Annotated in this window: 18 protein-coding genes; 8 read left to right on the top strand and 10 right to left on the bottom strand. The window is 44.5% G+C overall.

Translation table 11 applies throughout. The features are described from left to right. Positions 1–192: 192 nt before the first annotated feature. Complete coding sequence (locus tag AC5YBX_RS12315) at positions 193–426, bottom strand: hypothetical protein (protein WP_494521250.1); 234 nt, start codon at positions 424–426, stop codon at positions 193–195. Positions 427–606: 180 nt separating this feature from the next. Between AC5YBX_RS12315 and AC5YBX_RS12310 the strand changes: the two genes are divergently transcribed. The 4 genes from AC5YBX_RS12310 (at position 607) to rlmM (ending at position 3,807) form a co-directional block, all read left to right on the top strand. Continuing rightward, complete coding sequence (locus tag AC5YBX_RS12310; RefSeq protein ID WP_494521251.1) at positions 607–1,518, top strand: transcriptional regulator GcvA; 912 nt, start codon at positions 607–609, stop codon at positions 1,516–1,518. Continuing rightward, on the top strand, positions 1,499–2,245 hold the full coding sequence (locus AC5YBX_RS12305; protein ID WP_494521252.1) for an alpha/beta fold hydrolase: 747 nt from the start codon (positions 1,499–1,501) through the stop codon (positions 2,243–2,245). Before AC5YBX_RS12310 ends, AC5YBX_RS12305 begins: the two co-directional genes overlap by 20 nt. After that, positions 2,238–2,627 carry a DUF423 domain-containing protein gene (locus AC5YBX_RS12300; protein WP_494521253.1) on the top strand — a complete coding sequence of 130 codons (390 nt, stop codon included), beginning with the start codon at positions 2,238–2,240 and terminating at the stop codon, positions 2,625–2,627. The genes AC5YBX_RS12305 and AC5YBX_RS12300 overlap by 8 nt, the downstream gene beginning before the upstream one ends. 94 nt (positions 2,628–2,721) lie before the next feature. After that, the gene (gene rlmM / locus AC5YBX_RS12295) at positions 2,722–3,807 is read left to right on the top strand and encodes a 23S rRNA (cytidine(2498)-2'-O)-methyltransferase RlmM (protein WP_475514489.1); all 1,086 of its coding nucleotides are present in this window, start codon (positions 2,722–2,724) and stop codon (positions 3,805–3,807) included. A gap of 79 nt (positions 3,808–3,886) precedes the next feature. Here rlmM and AC5YBX_RS12290 read toward each other — a convergent pair whose 3' ends face one another. After that, positions 3,887–4,894 (bottom strand): isocitrate dehydrogenase, encoded by a 1,008-nt coding sequence (locus AC5YBX_RS12290; RefSeq protein WP_494523769.1) that lies wholly within the window; start codon positions 4,892–4,894, stop codon positions 3,887–3,889. A 289-nt stretch (positions 4,895–5,183) separates the two neighbouring features. Between AC5YBX_RS12290 and AC5YBX_RS12285 the strand changes: the two genes are divergently transcribed. Together AC5YBX_RS12285 and AC5YBX_RS12280 are read left to right on the top strand one after the other, a co-directional pair. Further along, entirely contained in the window at positions 5,184–8,015 is a 2,832-nt protein-coding gene (locus AC5YBX_RS12285) for a S9 family peptidase (RefSeq protein WP_494523768.1), read from the top strand. Positions 8,016–8,109: 94 nt separating this feature from the next. Then, a complete protein-coding gene (locus tag AC5YBX_RS12280; RefSeq protein WP_494521256.1) occupies positions 8,110–8,634 on the top strand; it encodes a methyltransferase family protein in 525 nt (174 codons plus the stop codon). A 36-nt stretch (positions 8,635–8,670) separates the two neighbouring features. Here AC5YBX_RS12280 and AC5YBX_RS12275 read toward each other — a convergent pair whose 3' ends face one another. From AC5YBX_RS12275 to rdgC, 6 genes are all read right to left on the bottom strand, one after another. After that, complete coding sequence (locus AC5YBX_RS12275; RefSeq protein WP_494521257.1) at positions 8,671–9,066, bottom strand: DUF3192 domain-containing protein; 396 nt, start codon at positions 9,064–9,066, stop codon at positions 8,671–8,673. A gap of 140 nt (positions 9,067–9,206) precedes the next feature. Next, on the bottom strand, positions 9,207–9,974 hold the full coding sequence (xni, locus tag AC5YBX_RS12270) for a flap endonuclease Xni (RefSeq protein ID WP_494521258.1): 768 nt from the start codon (positions 9,972–9,974) through the stop codon (positions 9,207–9,209). 21 nt (positions 9,975–9,995) lie between these two features. After that, positions 9,996–11,348: a nucleotide 5'-monophosphate nucleosidase PpnN gene (ppnN, locus tag AC5YBX_RS12265; RefSeq protein ID WP_494521259.1), complete on the bottom strand. Its 1,353-nt coding sequence runs from the start codon at positions 11,346–11,348 to the stop codon at positions 9,996–9,998. Positions 11,349–11,507: 159 nt separating this feature from the next. Next, complete coding sequence (locus AC5YBX_RS12260) at positions 11,508–13,064, bottom strand: GGDEF domain-containing protein (RefSeq protein WP_494521260.1); 1,557 nt, start codon at positions 13,062–13,064, stop codon at positions 11,508–11,510. Between the two features lie 185 nt (positions 13,065–13,249). Then, positions 13,250–15,403, bottom strand: a complete 2,154-nt coding sequence (locus tag AC5YBX_RS12255; protein WP_494523767.1) for a tetratricopeptide repeat protein — start codon at positions 15,401–15,403, stop codon at positions 13,250–13,252. Between the two features lie 439 nt (positions 15,404–15,842). Beyond that, positions 15,843–16,754: a recombination-associated protein RdgC gene (gene rdgC, locus AC5YBX_RS12250; protein WP_494521262.1), complete on the bottom strand. Its 912-nt coding sequence runs from the start codon at positions 16,752–16,754 to the stop codon at positions 15,843–15,845. A gap of 302 nt (positions 16,755–17,056) precedes the next feature. On the opposite strand from rdgC, the gene AC5YBX_RS12245 reads away from it, so the two are divergent. Then, positions 17,057–18,007: a porin gene (locus AC5YBX_RS12245; RefSeq protein WP_494523766.1), complete on the top strand. Its 951-nt coding sequence runs from the start codon at positions 17,057–17,059 to the stop codon at positions 18,005–18,007. 337 nt (positions 18,008–18,344) lie between these two features. On the opposite strand, the gene AC5YBX_RS12240 is transcribed toward AC5YBX_RS12245, so the two are convergent. Together AC5YBX_RS12240 and mutY are read right to left on the bottom strand one after the other, a co-directional pair. Further along, positions 18,345–18,623: an oxidative damage protection protein gene (locus AC5YBX_RS12240; RefSeq protein WP_494521264.1), complete on the bottom strand. Its 279-nt coding sequence runs from the start codon at positions 18,621–18,623 to the stop codon at positions 18,345–18,347. A gap of 2 nt (positions 18,624–18,625) precedes the next feature. Beyond that, the gene (gene mutY / locus AC5YBX_RS12235) at positions 18,626–19,711 is read right to left on the bottom strand and encodes an A/G-specific adenine glycosylase (protein ID WP_494523765.1); all 1,086 of its coding nucleotides are present in this window, start codon (positions 19,709–19,711) and stop codon (positions 18,626–18,628) included. A gap of 283 nt (positions 19,712–19,994) precedes the next feature. On the opposite strand from mutY, the gene trmB reads away from it, so the two are divergent. Further along, positions 19,995–20,711, top strand: coding sequence for a tRNA (guanosine(46)-N7)-methyltransferase TrmB (gene trmB, locus AC5YBX_RS12230; RefSeq protein WP_494523764.1), 717 nt, complete (start codon positions 19,995–19,997; stop codon positions 20,709–20,711). Positions 20,712–20,744: the final 33 nt, after the last annotated feature.

Here is a 20,744-nt window from a genome sequence, read left to right as displayed (position 1 = left end):
TCCATGGGCCTAGCAGATGGCTATAATGGTGCAAGATGAATATTGCTAATATTATATTACCAATAAGCTACTTTGATTGGCTCAAAGGTTGAATAAGTGGCCATAATGAGTGGTAATAAAAAAGCCGCATCAAAGAATGCGGCTTTTTATGACTTGCAATAAGTACTATTGCTCGTGATGATGCAACTTATGCTACTCTGCAAGTTGTGCGCTAACGGCTTCGGTCTTTAATTGCTCATCTTCATGTGCAATTAAAATAGCGTTGAGGTCATCATTGAGATCTTGTTGCATCTGGGTCAATCCTTCGGCCAACTCTGCGCTGATCGATGCATGTAAATCGGTAGTATCTACAAGGATTTCATCTGCGTTTACGACAGTTGAGCTAGAGAGCAACGCCATAGCAAAAACAGTCTTAAAGTTAATCATATTAATTGTCTCCGAGCGATTGCTATTGGGGGATTAGACACTCCCCCTTCTCGTCGTAGAGGCTGTCTAATATCATCGTTTAATTGGCGAAAATTTTACCAGTTCCTTGTTTCTTTACAAACGATAAAATGTAACAATTAGGATTAGGAAAACTAATCAAAATGTGCGACAAGGATCACTATGTCTAGACGTCTACCTCCACTGAATGCGGTCAAAGCATTTGAAGCTGCTGCCAGGCATTTAAGCTTTACACGAGCAGCAGAAGAATTGTTTGTCACGCAAGCCGCTGTTAGTCATCAAATTAAGGCGTTGGAGGAGTACCTTGGCTTAAAATTATTCCGTCGTAAAAACCGCTCTTTGTTGTTAACTGAAGAGGGGCAGGGCTATTTTCTCGATATCAAAGATATTTTCATTCAGCTGGCCGATGCAACAGATCGTTTACTTGCTCGAAGCGCCGTAGGATCCCTTACTGTCAGTACCTCGCCGAGTTTTGCGATTCAATGGTTAGTGCCTCGTTTATCTAATTTCAGTGAAAAGAATCCTGATATTGATGTGCGCATTAAAGCTGTCGACGATGAAACCAGTTCGCTTACTGACGATGTTGATGTGGCTATCTATTATGGCATGGGAAACTGGCCCGGTGTGCGTGCCGACAAGCTGCGCAATGAGGTATTAATTCCGGTGTGTTCACCCATGTTACTCAATGGACCTAAACCACTTCAGCAGCCAAGTGATTTAAAGCATCACACCCTATTACATGACTCAAGTCGTCACGATTGGCAGGCTTGGTTTCGGCAATGTGGCATTAATGATATTAATGTGAACCAAGGTCCCATTTTTAGTCATTCATCGTTAGTCTTACAGGCGGCAGCTCATGGTCAAGGGGTTGCATTGGGTTACAGTGTCTTGGCGAGACCCGATATTAAAGCCGGCCGTTTAGTCTGCCCTTTCTCTGAAGTGCTGGTAAGCAAAGATGCCTATTACCTCGTGTGTCAGCAAAACCATGCCGAAATCGGTAAGATTGCCGCCTTTAGGCAATGGATGTTAGATATGTTTGAAGAGGAGTCTCGTAGTGAGTTGTTGCCAGGTTAAGGATGCGGATAATCAAGATACTAAGACGGCTACCTTTAGCCGTTTGTTGCTTGAGCAACCTATGCTTGATAACGCATTGCCGAGTAGCGAATGTTGGCTTTCAGGGCCTGTGGCGGACAAAGACACTGATATCGACACGCTGATTTTGTTGGCCCATGGCGCAGGTGCCAATATGGCGCATCCCTTTATGGCCGATTTGGCTGCTGGATTAAGTGCTACAGGAATGAGTGTCGTGCGCTTTAATTTCCCTTATATGCGTAACAATGCCATTGATGGCAAACGACGCCCGCCAGACAGGGCGCCTAAACTCTTAAATGATTTTAAGTTACATATTGAGGCGATACGTCAACGCTACCGTCCGCGGCAACTGATTTTAATGGGTAAGTCGATGGGCGGGCGTATGGCCGCTATGGTATCGAGCGAAGTGGCGGTCGATGCCGTGATTTGCTTGGGTTATCCATTTGTGCCACCGAAAGGGGGCGAGCCAAGACTCGAGCCGATTGCTTTGTGTCCCGCGCCATTGCTGGTGATACAAGGGGAGCGCGATAAATTTGGCGCTAAAGGGCAAGTAGAACCATGGCTTACCCCATATTCTGCGCAGTTACTATGGTTAAGCGATGGCGATCATAGTTTTGCGCCGCGAAAGTCGTCAGGCACCACACAAGCGGCTAATCTGCAACAGGCAATATCTTATAGCGTGAGTTTTATTAGGGGGTTACATGCATAAAGGATTTTTACTCATGGCGGCGCTCAGTGGTTTTATGGCCGTGGCGTTAGGCGCCTTTGCCGCACACGGGTTAAAGCAGGTCACGAGTGCCGAGATGATAACTATCTTTAATCTGGGCGTTGAGTATCAGTTTTATCATACCTTTGCCTTAATTGCGGTGGCCTTTGGTGGTCATTGGTTAAAGTCGCGTTTAATCACGTGGGCTGGATATCTGTTTATGCTGGGGATTGTGCTGTTTTCAGGCTCGCTTTACTTATATGCCTTGCTTGGTGCCAAATGGACTGGCCCTGTAACGCCGATGGGGGGATTTTGCTTCTTACTTGGTTGGCTGTTTATTGCCGTTGCGGTATGGCGTGACAGGGTGGTTGAGCTGGATGATTAGTGCCTTGCCTGTTATGGCAATCGTATTCGTTTAGTAGAAAGTGTAGAATGGCGGCCGATTGTTTTGGTCGCCATTTTTTATTCAGGAAGTTCTGATGATTAACCTATTTTTATATTGCCGTGCTGGCTACGAGAAAGAGTGCGCCGCCGAGATCCAGCATCGCGCTGCTGAATTGGATATTGGTGGCTTTGTCAAAACCAACAAAAATGACGGTTACGTTATTTTTCAATGTTTTCAAGCTGGCGACGCCGATATTCTGGCTAAAAAGCTGGAGTTAGATTCGCTCATTTTTACTCGTCAGATGTTTGCCGCCAATGAGTTACTAAAATCACTGCCTGAAAACGATCGCGTCACGCCAATCGTTGAAGCGTTAGCCAAAGTGAGCAAAGCGGGCGAGCTGAGGGTTGAAACCCCTGATACCAATGAAGCGAAAGAGTTATCTAACTTCTGCCGTAAGTTTACGGTACCGCTTCGTCAAGCCTTAAAGCGCAGTGGCACTCTGCTAGAAAAAGAAAATCCAAAACGCCCGATTATTCATGTCTGTTTTGTTGGTTCAGGCACGGCGTATGTGGGTTACTCGCTCAGCAATAACAGCTCGCCCTACTTTATGGGGATCCCGCGTTTAAAGATGGCTGCGGATGCGCCGAGTCGCTCAACGCTTAAACTGGATGAAGCCTTTATCCATTTTATTCCTAAGGATCAACAAGAGCAGCGTTTACGTAGCGGAATGAACGCCGTCGATTTAGGCGCATGCCCTGGTGGGTGGACTTATCAATTGGTGCGTCGAGGCATGTTTGTGGCCGCTGTCGATAATGGCCCAATGGATCAAGGCTTAATGGACACCGGACAGGTAAAACATTATCAAGCTGATGGTTTTCGTTTTGAACCGCCGCGTAAAAATATTTACTGGTTAGTGTGCGACATGGTTGAGAAGCCTTCGCGAGTGGCGGAGTTGATAGAAGCATGGGCAATTAATGGCTGGTTTAAAGAGGCTATTTTTAATCTTAAACTGCCGATGAAGAGTCGTTATAAAGAGGTGTCGACAATATTAGACACCATGAAGACCATCTTAAAAGAGAATGGCATTGAAGAGTTTCATTTAGCCTGCAAGCATTTGTATCACGATCGTGATGAAGTGACAGTGCACTTATGGCTGCGCCCTAATACGGCTTGGAACTAAGCCTTATCTTGGACAGCATGATATTAAAAAGCCCCACATAATTGCTTATGCGGGGCTTTTTTAATGAGGTGTTAAACCATTAAAGACGGTCAATCACAGCTTGAGTGAAATCGGTAGTACCGTGAGTACCGCCTAAGTCACGGGTAGTACGATCGCCTTCGGCGATAACTGCCGACACAGCGCCTCGGATAGCTTCGGCTTTATCAGACATACCCAAGTACTCGAGCATCTGGATAGAAGCTAAGATCACTGAAGTTGGGTTTGCCAAGTTTTTACCCGCAATGTCAGGTGCGCTGCCATGAACGGCTTCGAAGATCGCGGCATTTTTACCAATGTTGGCGCCAGGAGCCATACCTAGGCCACCGACAAGACCGGCACACAAGTCTGACAAAATGTCGCCAAATAGGTTAGTCGTCACAATCACATCGAAGTTTTCTGGGCTCATCACCAGCTTCATGCAAGTTGCGTCAACAATCATCTCTTCGGTCGTGATGTCTGGGTAACGTAGGCTCACTTCACGTGCCACTTTCAGGAATAGACCGGAAGTAGACTTCATGATGTTGGCTTTATGCACGATAGTGACCTTCTTACGGCCCTCTTTACGAGCAAGTTCATAAGCAAATGTGGTGATCTGCTCAGCGCCTTGACGCGTAATAATGCTGGTGGCTTCGGCTGTGTCACCATCGGCCGAGATAGTTTGTCCAAGGCCTGAATACATACCTTCGGTATTTTCACGTACGGTAATAATGTCGATATTGTCGTAACGGGCTTGAGTACCTTTAAAAGACAATACAGGACGTACGTTAGCGTAAAGACTGAATCGCTTACGTAAAGTCACGTTGATTGAGGTAAAGCCTTCGCCAACTGGAGTGGTAAGTGGACCTTTAAGGGTAATACGATTTTTTTCAATTAAATCGAGAGTACGTTGCGGAAGAAGCTCACCTTGCTTCTCAAGCGCAGCCAAACCTGCATCGGCAAACTCATACTCAAAATCACAGCCTGCTTTATCTAAAATTTTGATTGCTGAGTCGATAATACTAGGTCCAATCCCATCACCCGGGATCACGGTAATTGTTCTTTTTGACATGGAGAGTCCTTCCACGGTTGGTCGTTACTGCTATTGTCTGACCATGTCGAAGACACGGTTTTATGACTATGAATTGTTTAGAAACTTATCAGCTCTATTTTAACCACTTTCGCGCAAGTTTTACAGGAAATAGTGAGCAAAATCACATTATTTGTTGCGCTTAACTTGCATTAATAAAGGCTAATGACGATGATTGATCCTTAAGCGTTAAAAAAGTCTACTTTAGTCTAAGATATAGCGACAGAATGCGACAAAATTGTTAATAAAATAATTATAAATGAGGAAAGCCTTGAAGTTATTACCTACAGCATCACTGACCATGTTATGTGTCAGCCTCTTTTCTGCCGGTACGTTTGCCGCAGATGTCACCCCCAGCGCCATCATGAAATTTGAGTCACTGCATAAGCCAGTATTAGCAGCCCAAGGGAGCGCCTTTGCCGTTGAAGTTGCCCCCGATCGCGGCGATAGTCACGGTTTAGCGAAACGACTCGACTCCAAGAAGTCATTTACAGTGAAAGGCGGATCTAAACCGCAAATCAATCGTGATGGTCGTTTTGCCGCGTTTGTGATTGAGCCGACTTTACTTGCGCAAGAGATGGCTACAGATAAGGCGCGTAAGCAATTAAAGTCGGGGTTGGTATTACTCAATACCGATACCGGTAGCCAAGTGCAGTATGCCAGCGTCGAGCAATTTGCTTTTAATGAAGTAGGCTCGCATCTGGCCATCTGGTATGTGGCCGATGAGGCTTCCGATGAAAGTGATACTCAAGAGGAGGGTGAGCCTCAAGAAAGCGCTGCTACTGAGATTGCTACCCCTAAGGCGACTGACACCAGCGCCCCTAAAGTGGATAAATACGATAAAGGCCGCACTTTAGAATTAGTAAACTTAAACGGTGCTAGCAGTCAAAAAATCGACCAAGTGACTGCTTATTATTTTGATAAGGCTGGCCGTTATGCGCTGGTGGCGCAAAATGATATCACCGCCAATGTGCACAATTTAGTGTTAATCGATCTAACTACCGATAAACAAACTGTGCTACAAACCTATGTTGACCAACAAATTGGTGCGGTAGCAGTAAGCGAAGATGGCCGCTTTGTGGCACATACTTTTGGTGCGGCATCACAGGCGCCTTTTGGCCGTGAATACCAATTGAGCTTATATGGTTTAGCCGATGGCCGCGCTCATAGCGTTTCCAATACAGATGGATGGACCCTTAATCGTTATAGTGAACTGACCTTTTCTGATGATAGCCAGCGCCTATTTTTTGGTCGTGTGCCTCAGGTAAGCCAACAGCTTGAGCTGCCTAAAGTGGCGTCAGAGTCCGATCTTTTTGACCCTAGTATGATCACCGCTCAGCGTGGTCTTAAGCTTTGGCATGGCGACGATCCTAGGATTAAACCTAACGAAATAAAACAATATGAAAAAGATCTTAAGCGCAGTTATCTAGCGGTATTGCATCTTGATAGCAATCAAGTGGTGCAACTAGCTGATCTACAAATTCCAGATATTGAGCTGCAACAGCAGCAGCGCTATTTGATTGCCAGTTCGGATAAGCCTTATCTTAAAATGATCACCTGGGCGGGCTTTTACCGCGACTACTATATTGTTGACATCAATACGGGTCGCAAAACGTTGTTTTTAACCCAGCAGCCCAGTGATGAAGTACCGACCTTATCGCCAAATGGACGTTTTGTGGCGTATTACCAGCAAGGTGAGCTATTTCTCTATCAGATAGCACAAGATCGACGCGTGCACCTCACCATGGGGATAGATACGCCGTTTGCCGACGAAGATCATGATTACCCCTCGGCCGCACCGAGTTACGGTTTTGGTCCCTGGCTGGACGATGGCTCGGCGCTTTTAGCTTATGATAAATATGATATTTGGCAATTTAATACCGAATCATTTACTGGGTTTACGCTTACGGCGGGCCAAGGGCGTCAGCAGCAGATCCAATATCGAGTTGCAGCTTTAGTGGAGCATAAAAATAAACCCACAACCTTAACCGATGGCCAAAGCGTGTTATTACATGGTTATAACGAGCGTACTAAAGGTGATGGTTTTTATCAGGCTAAGGTTGGGGTAGCTGGGGTTAAGGCATTGATGCAAGGCGATTATAAACTCACGCCTTTAGCCCGTGCAGAGCACAGTGATACGGTACTATTTAGTAAGCAGCGTTATGACCTGTACCCCGATATATACAGCAGCGATATTAGCGCGCCGCAGCGCGCAGTGCGTCAAACCGACCTAGATAGCCAAAAACGTGGTCTCGATTGGGGTAATGCTGAGCTGGTACACTGGACCAATGGTGATGGCCAGCCATTGGATGGCGTATTAATTAAACCGAGCAATTACCAAGCGGGTAAACGCTATCCTGTACTGGTCTATTTTTACCGTTTTATGAGTGACAGGTTGCATGCTTTTCCGCAAATGAAACTCAACCATCGGCCCAATTTTGCTTGGTATGCCGACAATGGCTACGCTATTTTCTTACCCGATATCCGTTTTGAAGTAGGGTATCCGGGGGCGGCATCGGTTCAGGCTTTAACTTCTGGTGTACAGCATTTGATTGAAATGGGGATTGCCGATAGAGAGGCGATTGGTATTCAAGGTCATTCGTGGGGCGGGTATCAAACCGCATTTGCGGTGACTCAAACCCATATATTTAAAGCGGCGGTAACAGGGGCTCCAGTGGCAAACATGACCAGTGCTTACAGTGGCATACGTCACGGAACAGGCCTTGCCCGTCAGTTTCAGTATGAAACGGGTCAGAGTCGTATAGGTGAAAGTTTGTTCAATTCGCCGCAAAAATATATCGAAAATTCACCAGTATTCTATGCTGAGCGGATTAAAACACCTATGATGATCATGTTCGGCGACAAAGACAATGCCGTGCCGTGGGAGCAAGGCGTTGAGCTTTATTTAGCCATGCGACGTGCGGGTAAAGAGGTGGTGTTTTTACAGTATGAAGATGAGCCTCATCATCTGAAAAAGTACCCCAATAAACTCGATTACAGCCTACGTATGATGCAGTATTTCGATCATTACCTTAAAGGCACGCCAGCGCCGCAATGGTTGCAGCAAGGCGAAGCGTATACTGAGTATAAAAAAGCCGATTAAGTGATGTTGATGCGCGAGCAATAATTTAATTGAGTGAAAGCCGAGCGCAACCTTGCTCGGCTTTTTGTTATCCAAAATAACAACAGGAATGCCCATGACGATTAAAAATAACGATGCAGATACTGACAGAGCAAAAACCCTTGGCGACAATCAAGGCGCGCACAACCAAGGTGCTAGGGTAAAGTTTCCACCACCGCTAGTCTTTATCATTATGATAGGGTTAGCCTATGTGGCTGAGCTGTATTATCCGTCGGGTATTACGTTGCCCACAGTCGTTAAGGTGTTGGCGCAGCTGCTGATGTTACTTGGCTTGTTGATGCTTGTGCATTTACTGTTGATTTTTAAACGAAACCGTACTTCGATTGAGCCTTGGGGGACGGCCTCATGCATCATCACCAGTGGCTATTATCGTTACTCGCGTAACCCAATTTATGTGATTTTTTGTCTCTATCCTCTTGGTCTGGGAGTGGTACTCGATTCGCTATGGGTGATATTTAGTGTGATCCCCAGCTGCGTGGGAGTGTATTACATTGCGATTAAGCCTGAGGAGCGTTATCTGCGAGCCCGCTTTCCTAAAGCGTATGGCGAGTATTGTCAGCGTGTTAGGCGCTGGTGTTAATCGCACTATCTAGATTATGTGGTTGATTAAGCTCTGCTATGGGTTTCCCCCGCCAACATTAGTGGTTAAATATTGCTGATAAGTATCTTGACCCCATGCAATAAGTTTATTGTTTTTAAACAGCAGTGGGGTGCATTCATCCCGCGTAGTTTCACCATCAGATTGACTGTGGTGAGTGCGGTAAAACAACACTTGTAGCGAGTCTTGCTCGACAGTTTTAGCCTCTGAAAAATCGGCTTTACCTAGCACCAATGTGACGGTATCTAATGGTTGGCCTAAGGTTAACTCACTCAGCTTTGCATTGTTGTAAGCCTGTCTATCTTGCCAGTCCATATCTTCAGGTCTTGGTTCATAAACCAATACAACCACAAGTACAAAAGCGACGTAAGCCGCAAACAGAGTACCAATAATAACGGGGACCTTTGATTTCATGCCGGTATACGCTCCTTATGATTGGCGGTAAACAGAATATCGCCTTTGCAGTTAACATAACCTTTACAATATAAAACAGATGAAATAGCGAAGATAGCTTTAGCTTGGTAAATGTACTCAATTATTCAGTAAGCCAATGTTTACGCGTTATTGGCCTGCTTGATTCTAAAATGGGCCAAATGGGTGTTGAGTGGTATATCAGTTTGAAGTTGGACTAATTTATAGCTCAGTCTGGCAAGTGGTTTTCCCTGCTCAAGTTTCTGTGCCTGTTTCGCGCCGATACTCTCTAGTGAAGCATATACATTGGCTAACGTTCTATAGGTTTTTAATAGCTCAGCAGCCGATTTAGGGCCAATGCCGGGCACACCGGGGATCTTATTACCGCTATCGCCAGCTAGTGCTAAAAAGTCGATGAATTGACTGCGATCGACAGCTAGCTTTTGTTCGCGCTCTGCGATACTGATATCACATTGGTTAAAGTAGTCCCACAGTAAAATGTTGGGGTGCAATAATTGCGTGAAGCCTTTATCGGTTGAGACGATAATGGCCCTGTGCGCTTGACTCATTTTAGTGGCGAGTGTGGCTATGACATCATCGGCTTCCGCTTGGGCATTGATTGAGTTTATTCCAAGCTCTGCCAAGTAGTTTTTAATGCCATCTAATGCTTTTGCTAGCGCATCTGGCATAGGTTTACGGCCTTTTTTATAATCTTCATATAACCGTTTACGCCAAGAGATCGCATCACCATCCCAGACAATAGCGATATGGGTCGGTTCGTGGACTTTGAGTAGTTTTAAGCAGGCAGAACCGACACGTTGGGGTAAGCCATTAACGTCATTTTCGTTGGGTTGGGCGGCATGGATACGCCGCACTAGATTCAGTCCATCAATGATTAAAAACGTATTCATAAACGGTATCGGGTCTCTGCGTTAGCTGATGATTTTATAGCAAGGAAGATATTTGCTACCGGGTAATTTCATACGTTGTTGGTCGACAAAGGCTTGCAATAGTGTGTCCATCATCGCCATGAGTTTAGGGTCGCCTTTAAGTTCAAATGGGCCAAATTGTTGAATATCTCTGATGGTATCCATTTTCACATTTCCCGCGACGATGCCTGAAAATGCGCGCCTTAGGTTAGCGGCTAGTTCCGCTTTGTTATTGATAAAATATAGGTTTAAATTACTCATTACTTCATGGGTGGGTGTAAAAGGTAGCTGGAATTCGGGTTCAATTTTAAGTGACCAATTGTACTGGTATGAGTCACCAATCTCCTTACGGTAGTGTTTAATATCATCCATGCCATGGCTCATAATGCGAGCCACATGCACAGGATCATCTATGATAATTTGGTACTTGTCTTGCGCTTCTTTGCCTAATGTAGCGGCAATAAATTCATCAATTTTATTAAAATAATCTTCACTCTCTCTTGGCCCTGTTAAGATGAGTGGAAAAGGGAGTGGTTGATTTTCTTTACTGAGTAAAATACCCAGTAGATAGAGCAACTCTTCGGCGGTTCCGGCGCCGCCGGGGAAGATAATGATACCGTGACCAAGGCGTACAAAGGCTTCTAGGCGTTTTTCTATATCAGGTAGAATGACCAGTTCATTGACAATTTGATTGGGCGGCTCGGCGGCGATGATACTGGGTTCGGTTAAGCCTATGTATCTGGCATCGCGGACCCGCTGTTTAGCGTGACCAATCGCCGCGCCCTTCATTGGTCCCTCCATTGCGCCAGGACCACAGCCAGTACAAATATCGAGATTGCGTAAACCTAGCTGATAGCCGACTTCGCGGGTGTATTGGTATTCATCGCCATTAATACTATGGCCACCCCAGCACACGACAATATTAGGTTCGCGGCGAGGAATAGCCTGAGCATTACGTAAGATATCAAATACCACATTGGTGATGTGGCTCGAATTTGTGAGGTTAATATGTTTGAGGTTATCGTAACGGTCACTTAAATAGACGATATCGCGTAAGACGGCGAACAGGTGTTCTTGAATGCCCGCAATAATATTACCGTCGACAAAAGCCGCTTCTGGTGGGTTGATTAACTCTATCTTTATGCCACGTTCACGGCGTAGCACATTAATATTAAAATCTTTGTATTGTTCAAATAGTTGAACGGCATCATCGGTGTGGGAGCCGGAGGCGAGTACCGCGAGCGCGCAACTGCGAAATAGTTGGTACAGTTCGCTGCTGGCGTTTTGTTTGAGGCGATCGACTTCCAGTTGTGAAAGTTGATCCATACTGCCTCTAGGACTGATGTTGACGATCATGGCATCTCCTTAATGTGCACAGTGACGCATGAAGATGACAGGAGAATGTCCGGATGCTCACTATGCTAAAAGTGATGTAGCTTTAGCGATATGACTTATGTCAGGGGACTTAAGTTGATGGCTAAATCTTCGGCTGTCGGTTTATGCCTTGGCCTCGGGTTACGCGTCAATAATCACTCTGTCTCTGCTTTCATGTTTAGCCTGATAGAGTGCAGCATCGGCTCGTTCAAAGGTTTCATTTATCTGTTCGGTATCGAGAAGTTGTGCAGCACCTATAGATACTGTAACTGTAATTCTCTGATTTTTAAATTTAAAAGGAATGTTTTTCACTTTTTCCCTTACGCGATTGAGCAGATACTTTATATCGGTCGCCGAGACATCGGGGATAAGTAGGACAAACTCTTCACCACCGTAACGGGCTACAAACTCAGATTCTCGTAAGGAGTTTTTCAGTGCCATGGAGATCACCTGCAAGGTTTTATCGCCTGTGCTGTGACCAAAACTATCATTGATGGCCTTGAAGTGATCGATATCGGCCACTGCGACCCATAGTGGATTTTTATGGCGTTGGTAATTGCGGTACTCAAGCTCCATTCGATCTTCAAGGGCGGCTCGATTGGGCAGTTGTGTCAGTGAGTCGAGCATATTAAGTTTTTGTTGCTCAAATAACCGTTCTTTATAAGCATTGGCCTCTTGACTCAACTCATTGAGTTCGTCTCGCATCGTTTCTATCGACTTACGGAGTAGGGCTTGCTCACGTTGTTCCAACGCTTCTTTGCGACTTAAAGCAGTACGAATAGAGACCAGTTGTTGAGTGACCTGTGATTTGAGCTGGTCAATATTATTAATATCGATAACCGCTTCACCCACATTATCTACTCGTAAATTAATTTCTCTATTAAGCTGCTGTTTGAGTTGGTAACTGCGTTGACTATTATTATAGGAGTCAGTAACCACTTCTCGCACGGCCGATAGCGCATCGTTAAGTACATATAAAAATTCTTGTGAGGCACTTTTTTCTAGCGCGATATTTTCCAGTAATAGGGTTAATACGGTTTGATAAGCATCGATAAGACCATCAATGTCTATTTCACTGGCCAAATAGTCTTTAATGACTAAGACTTGATCGCGCTGATCTTTTCTAAATTCGATTTCTGAGATCATTTGAGCCAACTCATGGGCGAGTTGGCGGTGTTTGGGTAATATCTCGAGGGAGTGACCTTGGGTCAATTGCGCCTGTAAAATAGCATCATAAAAATTGACTAGGCTTTTGACTTTTGGGAAATAATCCCAATAACTATGAAAAGGTTTTCCTAAATCTTGTTTGAAATAGGCGATCTCTTTTTTAAGTTTTTCGGGTAACGAGTCAAATCGTTGTAGCTGGCGTACCACTTTGGTTAAGCTTGCGCGGCCATCTTCTAACTGCGCCATAACATGATGATATTGGTGTTTAATTAAATGCTCAACTTCGACTAATTCAGGTAAGACTTCTTCGATTTGTTCGACGTTTGTCAAGTTATGACGCAGTTTAGCTAATTTATTATCCAGTTCGATATTTTGCCCTTTACAGGCGAGGCTTAACTGACTGATAAATTGCAGCAAACAATGTTGATTTTGGTTTTTTTGTTCGCTGAGTTCAACTAATGCAGCTCTAGCAGAATGAAGTTTCTGCTGCAAAAGTGATACTTGTGAAACACTAGCCATAGAGTCTTTCATGCTAGACCTTATAATTGTAATTACGCGTAATCATAATGGTAAAAATATCCTGGGCCGTGCATCTTGAAATAGCTAAATTGATAGCACTTTAAAGCAAGTTATATGGCACTTATGTTATCTCATTAAAGGGGGTAAGCAAACGAACTTTAGGCGCGAGTTGCGTCATTCTCCGCACTTTTGATCATTTAAGCTGTAGCAGAGTCATTATTTGACCAACGAATAAGCGTTTTATCATCATTACATTCCACTTTGACTAAACCGCGATTAATGCCTTTTTCTAAGTGTGAATAGAGCGGCGCGGAGAACACAGCGACAGGTGCAAAACTCTGTGGTGTGATTGAGACAAAATAGTCTTTATTGTGGCCGAGACTTATCGCACCAGCGACCATCATTTGCAGTACATCAAAATAGGTTTTTGGTTCGAGTTTAATATCGGGGTCTTGTAGTAGCGGTAGGCTCAATATACCTAAATGTAACTGGGCATCATTAAGCTTAGGTTGGGAGTCAAGCACGTGGCGAATATTTTCCAGCAGTGTTTGGCGTTCTTGCATCTTTTTGAGCGTAATAGCCAAAACGCCCGGGCGGATTAGGTAACTGTCACAATCGAGTTGTTGGTTTAATTGGTGTATAAACTGCTGCTGCACTTGTGCAGAAGTGTCCAGTCCCCATTCGATGTCGATATTGTGTTTGTTGGTTAAGGAAATTAATCCCACCATGGCTAGATTGTCGATTTGGGCTAAGGATTCAATTAACCCTCGGTAGCCATTAATTTCACTAACGGGTTCAGTAGACAATTGGCGTTTTAGGTTGAACTTACGTCGGCGAATTTGTTGCTTACTACGCCATTGATAAAGACAAAACAATAACAATAGGGCTGCTAATGCAAGGCTTATCACTGATGCCGTTTTAAACTGTGCAAGTTGTTGTTGTAGGAGGTTACTTGCGGCTTTTAATTGGCTTAATTGTAGTTCAAGCTTTTGTTCTGCAAGGCTATTACTATGCTGTTCTGTTTTTTCATTGGCTTGTTGATTAAGCTCTTCGCTAAGGTCGAGCAGTTGTGTTAGCGCATTGTGGGCTTTTTCTGTATCTCCTAGTGCGATAAAGGCTTGAATGCGATAGCGTAATGCCTCAATCATCTGCTCTAAGAGGCTTTTTTCTTTGGCTAACAGAAAGGCTTTGGCGGCATAGTGATTAACCATGCGCCAGTCTTCAAGGCTACTGGCAACTTGAGCGATAAGTAGGTCGTTGTATACTAGGTAGTGTTTGCTTTTTTTCTGTAAAAATAAGTTGTTAGCCTTTACTAAGAAGTCTAATGCGGTTTGGGCTTCATTGTTATTAAAATAGGCTTCACCTAAATTATGAAAGTTAAGCGCCTGAGCGGTTAGGTTACCGCTTTTGACATCAATTTGTTGCGCATTAAGATAATAATCAATGGCTTGGTTCCATAACCCTTGCTCGGCATAAACAATCGCAATCGCTGTCATGCAACTTGATAAATAATTATCGTTATTGAGAGCTTTAAAACTGTCTGCTGCCTTGTGAGCATATTGTAATGCTTCATCCCAAGATTGTAGATCGCGATAAACCCGTGCCAATCTCAGTGATAATGTTGCATTTAAGAAAGGTTTGTTGATGTTTTCTGAGCGACGATATGCTTCGGTGTAATGTTGTAATGCTTTAGTAAATTCTTCATTTTGAGTATAGAGTTTGCCTAATGCTGCTTCAGCGTTGGCGCTGAGGTAGTCATTATTGAGCTGATAGGCGAGTTGTCGATATTGATTAAGGTGGAGTTGGGCTTGAGGTATTTGTAGTGTAATACGATAGAGATCGCCTATTTGGTGATGGATATTGTGTCTTAGCAGCGTGGTGCGAATATCTTCAGTGTTACCTAGTTGATTAAGGGCTTGAGTATAAAGCGCAATGGCTTGTTGGTAATCTTGCTTTTCTCTTCCTGCTTTACGTGCTTGTAACATGTATAAATTACTGATGTCGTAAGGTGTGTCAGCAATGGATTCTAGTGACGCAATGAGAGCGCTAGCCTTGCTTATGCTGGTGTTTTCTCCTAACCCTGGCTCAAGATAGATACGTGCGAGCCATTGCAGTTGCTCTTCTAATTCATCAGCATCGAAACCATGCTCAAGCGCCAATTGTCTAAATTCAATGTCACTGCTAAAGCTGAGGTCAAAGTTTAGAGGTGGCATCAACTCTTCAAAAAGCAGGCTAGGCGTCTCCCGTATTTTAACCTCTTGTGATACAAGTTGAAGTTGGCTATATGCGGCAGTTGCCGCAGAGCAATACAAGAATGCCGATACTAATAAACAATAGAAAAAAGCGCGCATGAGGATCTCGCCACATCCCTTTAATTAAGGGCTTATTATGATTTTTAAATTAGGTTCGTAACTCAATGTTATTGAGGTATGAGGACGAACTTGATGTGGCAACAATAGTAACAGAAGGAGACGCGCGAGAAACTAGCTATACGCTTGATTTTGAGTTTAAATGTCTTTTTTATCGTCGAATATTCTATCGAGGTTAAGTGCTATATAGACTTTAGTCTAAGCCTGTCACCTAGCTGGATGTGTTATTTCTATTAACGTTTATTGCTTAATATCGATTGAAGCTTACCTTTATTTACGGCGGTAAAGTGTCAATTTATCTTAAGGTTTGGCAACTCGATACAAAAAGCCACCGCAGATGGTGGTGGCTTTTTATTCATACCTGCAGAGCTAACCAATAGGTCAGGTTAAGCCTTGCTCACTAACTTAGTGATTAACTGCTTTACAGGCTATCTTCGAAACCGCCAAGCACTTCCACTAAGGCGTTCATCAAGGCGATTAATTCGCTGCCCATTAAGGCAAAGTCTGCGTCCAGTCGTGCGATAGGATCTTCGGTGCCCACTTCGTCATTGCCTGCTCTAAACTCTTCAGAAAACTTAAGGCGTTTAATGCCAGCATCTGATTGCAGTACAAACGCAATGGATTGAGCAAAATGCAGTGCTAACTTATGTACTTGCTTACCCGTTTCGATATGGGCAAGGACCTCGTTTTCGGTCAGATCTTGCTGCTTGAAGCGTACAATACCACCTTCATCTGAGTCAGATTTGAGTTCAGCTTCATCTTGCATCTCAAACGGCGCTGGTGCGCTATTGGCTTTTAACCAATCGGTTAACTGGGTTTCAATAGGCGTTTTAAAGCTCAATGGAATAACCGGTAGCGAGCCTAATGCCTTACGCAGTAGCGCGAGTAACTCTTCTGCCTTAGCGGCGCTTGAGCTGTCGACTAAAATCATATCGATCTCAGGCAAGATCAACGCATGAGTCTGGCTACGACGAGAAAAAGCGCGTGGTAGCAAGGTCGTGGTGATCTCATCTTTTAATGCATCTTTCTCTTTTTTCGCCAGTTTACGATTTTCTGCATCTTCAATTTGCATGACTTTTTCATCAAGCGCTTCTTTAATCACTTGTGAGGGGAGAATTTTCTCTTCTTTGGTGACACAAATAAGGTGTCTGTCACCTGCGCTATGGACTAAGGTGTGCCCGAGTTTACCTAATGCTTTTGAAAAGCCAAACTTGCTGATGTCCTGACTTGAGCAGGGAGAAAAGGTAAAGTCTTCAAGTGACTTCTCTAGCGCTTCTGTATCGACAGAGAAAGGTTTATTAAAACGATAAACAGTAAGATTTTTAAACCACATGATAGGCGCCCAATCAAAAATAAAGCCGCAGTGTAAGCCATTGTCGACGTCGGGTAAACCGCTATCGCTTAGCGGCAAAATGTCATAAAAAGTTCGCTTTTAGCATAATTCATTAAACTGTCACATTACTTTTAGCCTTGCTCAAAGCCTTACTCTGTATGGCTTTGAGAGCCAATCTCATCGTCTTCATACGCTTAGCTCGATAGCAATGCCAAAACATGAAATAAAACTGCAACATAAAAATTGCACACTTTCGGCCGTCCAAACCAATAACCCAGACGAACATACGTCGAAAGGATTAAATGATGAACGTTTTTTGTAAAACTCTGCTTGCTTCTGCGTTAGCGACTGCCACTCTTGCATCTGCACAGGCGGCGGATTCATTGACTGTTTACGGAAAGTTAAATGTGACGGCTCAATCTAATGATGTCGATGGTGATGCAACGACGACGATTCAAAGTAACGCTTCACGCTTTGGTGTTAAAGGGGATTTTGAGTTAAGCCATTCGCTCGAAGCTTTCTATACTGTGGAATATGAAGTTGATACCGGTGACTCAGCCAAGGAAAACTTCAAGGCGCGCAATCAGTTTGTTGGCCTTAAAGGTAACTTTGGGGCTTTTTCTGTTGGCCGTAACGACACTATGCTTAAGGTGTCTCAAGGTAAGGTTGACCTGTTTAACGATCTCTCGGGTGATCTGAAAAACTTATTTAAAGGTGAAAACCGTATCGAGCAGACCGCGACTTATATTACGCCAGCCTTTAGCGGTTTTACCCTTGGGGTGACCTATGCCGCAGAAGGTGCAAGTTCACAATATGCTCAAGATGGATTTAGCGTTGCAGCCATGTACGGTGATGCTAAGTTGAAAAAATCGCCTATCTTCGCCTCGGTTGCCTATGATGCAGACGTAAAAGGCTACGAGGTGGTGCGCGCCACGGTGCAAGGTAAAATTGCCGATTTAGTGTTAGGTGGTATGTATCAGCAGCAAGAGGCGACTTACACTAAGTTAGGTGAAGCGGTTGTCGGCGCCGAGAGTAAAACGGGCTACTTGTTAAGTGCGGCTTACACCATAGAGGCTATCGTGCTGAAAGCGCAATACCAAGATATGGAAGATTTGGGTGACTCATGGTCAGTGGGTGGTGATTACAAACTGGGTAAGCCGACTAAGCTATTTGCTTTTTACATTAACCGTTCGTTAGAAGCTGAAGTTAACGATGAAAAATACTTCGGTGTAGGCTTAGAGCATAAATTTTAATGTGACTCTATAGCCGGCTTTAATTGCCATTAACGCTGAGTCAAAAACCCTTAATGCCAGCATTAAGGGTTTTTTGTTTGATGGATTTAATCTAGCCCTGCTAGTCATTAAAGGTAGCCATATCTATGTTTATTCACCTTATATGGGGGCACTTAAATTAAGGTGATATTGTGGTGGCATAGGCAACAGGGATAAAGCAAATAGGCTGAATAGAGGTGGCTTGGTAAGTAAGGTTAACTTGCCATAAATGCAAACAGGCGCCATTAACTCATCGTTAAGTGGCGCCTATTTATTGCGAGGTTATGCGAGGAGGATTTACTTGTCGTCCTTTTACTGATTACTGGTCATCCTGCTGAGGGACATAACCTTCAATTTCGACCTCTTTACCTTCAAATAAAAAGTTGACCATCTGCTCTTCGAGGAACTTACGGTCGTCAACATTCATCATGTTGAGCTTTTTCTCGTTGATAAGCATGGTTTGTTTTGCTTGCCAAAGTGTCCATGCCTCTTGACTAATATTGTCAAAAATACGTTTACCCAACTCTCCTGGGTAAAGTTGGAAGGCTAGGCCGTCAGCCTCTTTCTTTAGATATTGGCAATTCACTGTACGCGCCATGATTACTCCTTAATGACTACTGAACCTAGGCTGGCTAAAATACGCTCGGTTGCCGCAGCAAGGCCAACTTTCGGTGGATTGGTTATGTTATACCAGAGTGATGCATCATCTTCCATTACCAGATGGGCTTTTGCTGCCACTTTATCTTGGCTGTCACTTTGGACTATGGTGCCCTCTATGGCGGTGATATCGAGATGGAAATGGCTAAAGGTGTGCCTAAAACTGGTGAGCGGCTCAGCTAAGTGCAGCCTAATTGCCTGCTGTTGGGCATAGTTATCCAACTCGGCTTGAGAGACAAATTGAGGGAAACACCAGAGCCCGCCCCAAATGCCTGCCGGAGGACGTTTAATCATCATGACCTGCTTGTTATTGCGGATCACCAACATAAAGGCTTGTTTTTCTGGGATGCTTTTTTTAGGTTTTTTCCCTGGGTACTCGGTTTGGCGCCCCATTAACTGGGCTTGGCAATCGACTGCCACAGGGCACTGTTCGCACTTAGGTTTTGTGCGAGTACAGATGCTGGCACCAATATCCATCATCGCTTGATTGTATTGGGTAATGTGCTGTTTTGGCGTAAGGGTGTCGGTAAGCTGCCATAGCTGCTCCTCAACCTGCTTTTTTCCTGGCCAGCCAGCGATGGCGCCGTGGCGCGCGAGCACTCTTTTTACATTGCCATCTAAAATCGGATGATGTTGACCAAGAGAGAGCGATAACACCGCGCCTGCGGTGGAGCGACCAATGCCGGGTAACGCTAATACTTGTTCAAATTCAATAGGAAACTCGCCGCCATGCTGGGTGACGATAAGCTGGGCACTTTTATGCAAGTTGCGCGCTCTGGCATAGTAGCCTAGGCCCGTCCAATGGTGCAGTACTTCATCTTGCTCGGCCATTGCGAGCTCTTTTATGCTCGGAAATCGCTGCATAAAGGCTTCGAAATAGGGAATAACGGTTGCGACTTGCGTCTGCTGCAACATGATCTCAGAAACCCATACTTTATAAGGGGTTTTATCTTGTTGCCAAGGAAGGTGCTTACGGCCGTGTTCGGCGTACCAGCTAACAATGCGCTGGTGAAATGGCTCTTTTTTCATGGCGCACAGTGTATAGAGCGTATCTTGGTTTCTCAACCTAAATAGGCGTTAAGCTATAGCGTTGGTCGCATCTATGATGATTATTGGTATACTTTGGCGACAATAGGGCTTGCACTGCACCAGTAACTTTGCATAATGCCCTTCTTTTTATGATTTCCAAATATATTAGTATCAAGGTTAACTACAATCTTGCTGGTGAGGCGTCGTTATCGGCAGATAACCCTAATTTAAGCTACATCAGAGACTATATGGCCATCGCTGGCAGATTATTGAGGCTAAAACAATGAGTGACGTTACCACCGCTGAATTTAATGAAGAGGGTAAATACCTTCGTAAAGTAAGAAGCTTTGTATTACGAGAAGGGCGTTTAACAAAAGGTCAAGCGGTTGCAATGGAGCAACAATGGCCAGTGATGGGGCTAGATTACTCGCCACAGCCACTGGATTTAGCCGCCATATTTGGCCGCGAAGCAGATACCGTACTGGAGATCGGTTTCGGTATGGGTGCCTCACTGGTCGAGATGGCTAAGGCCGCTCCTGAGCTGAACTTTATTGGTATTGAAGTGCATAAGCCTGGGGTTGGCGCATGTTTAGCCGATGCCGCCGAAGCGGGCGTGACCAATTTACGCGTGTTCCATCATGATGCGATTGAAGTGCTCGAAAACAGTATCTTACCTGGCTCTCTTGCGCGGGTGCAGCTGTTTTTCCCCGATCCTTGGCACAAAAAACGTCATCACAAGCGTCGTATTGTGCAGCCTGAATTTGTGCAGACGATTCGTAACAGCCTTAAGATTGGTGGTGTGTTTCATTTGGCAACCGATTGGGAAAATTACAGCGAGCATATGCTTGAGGTTATGACCGCGGCACCTGGTTATAAAAATCAGTCTATTACCGGGGATTTTGTGCCACGTCCAGAGCATCGCCCCTTAACTAAGTTTGAAGCCCGTGGTCATCGTCTCGGCCATGGCGTATGGGATTTAATGTTCGAACGCTGTGAATAAGATTTTAACATTGCCATGATAATCAAATGATTA

Source organism: Shewanella sp. 492 (genome assembly GCF_059338445.1).
The sequence above is the reverse complement of the archived record's forward strand: the minus strand, read 5'-3'. Positions and strand labels throughout refer to the sequence as shown.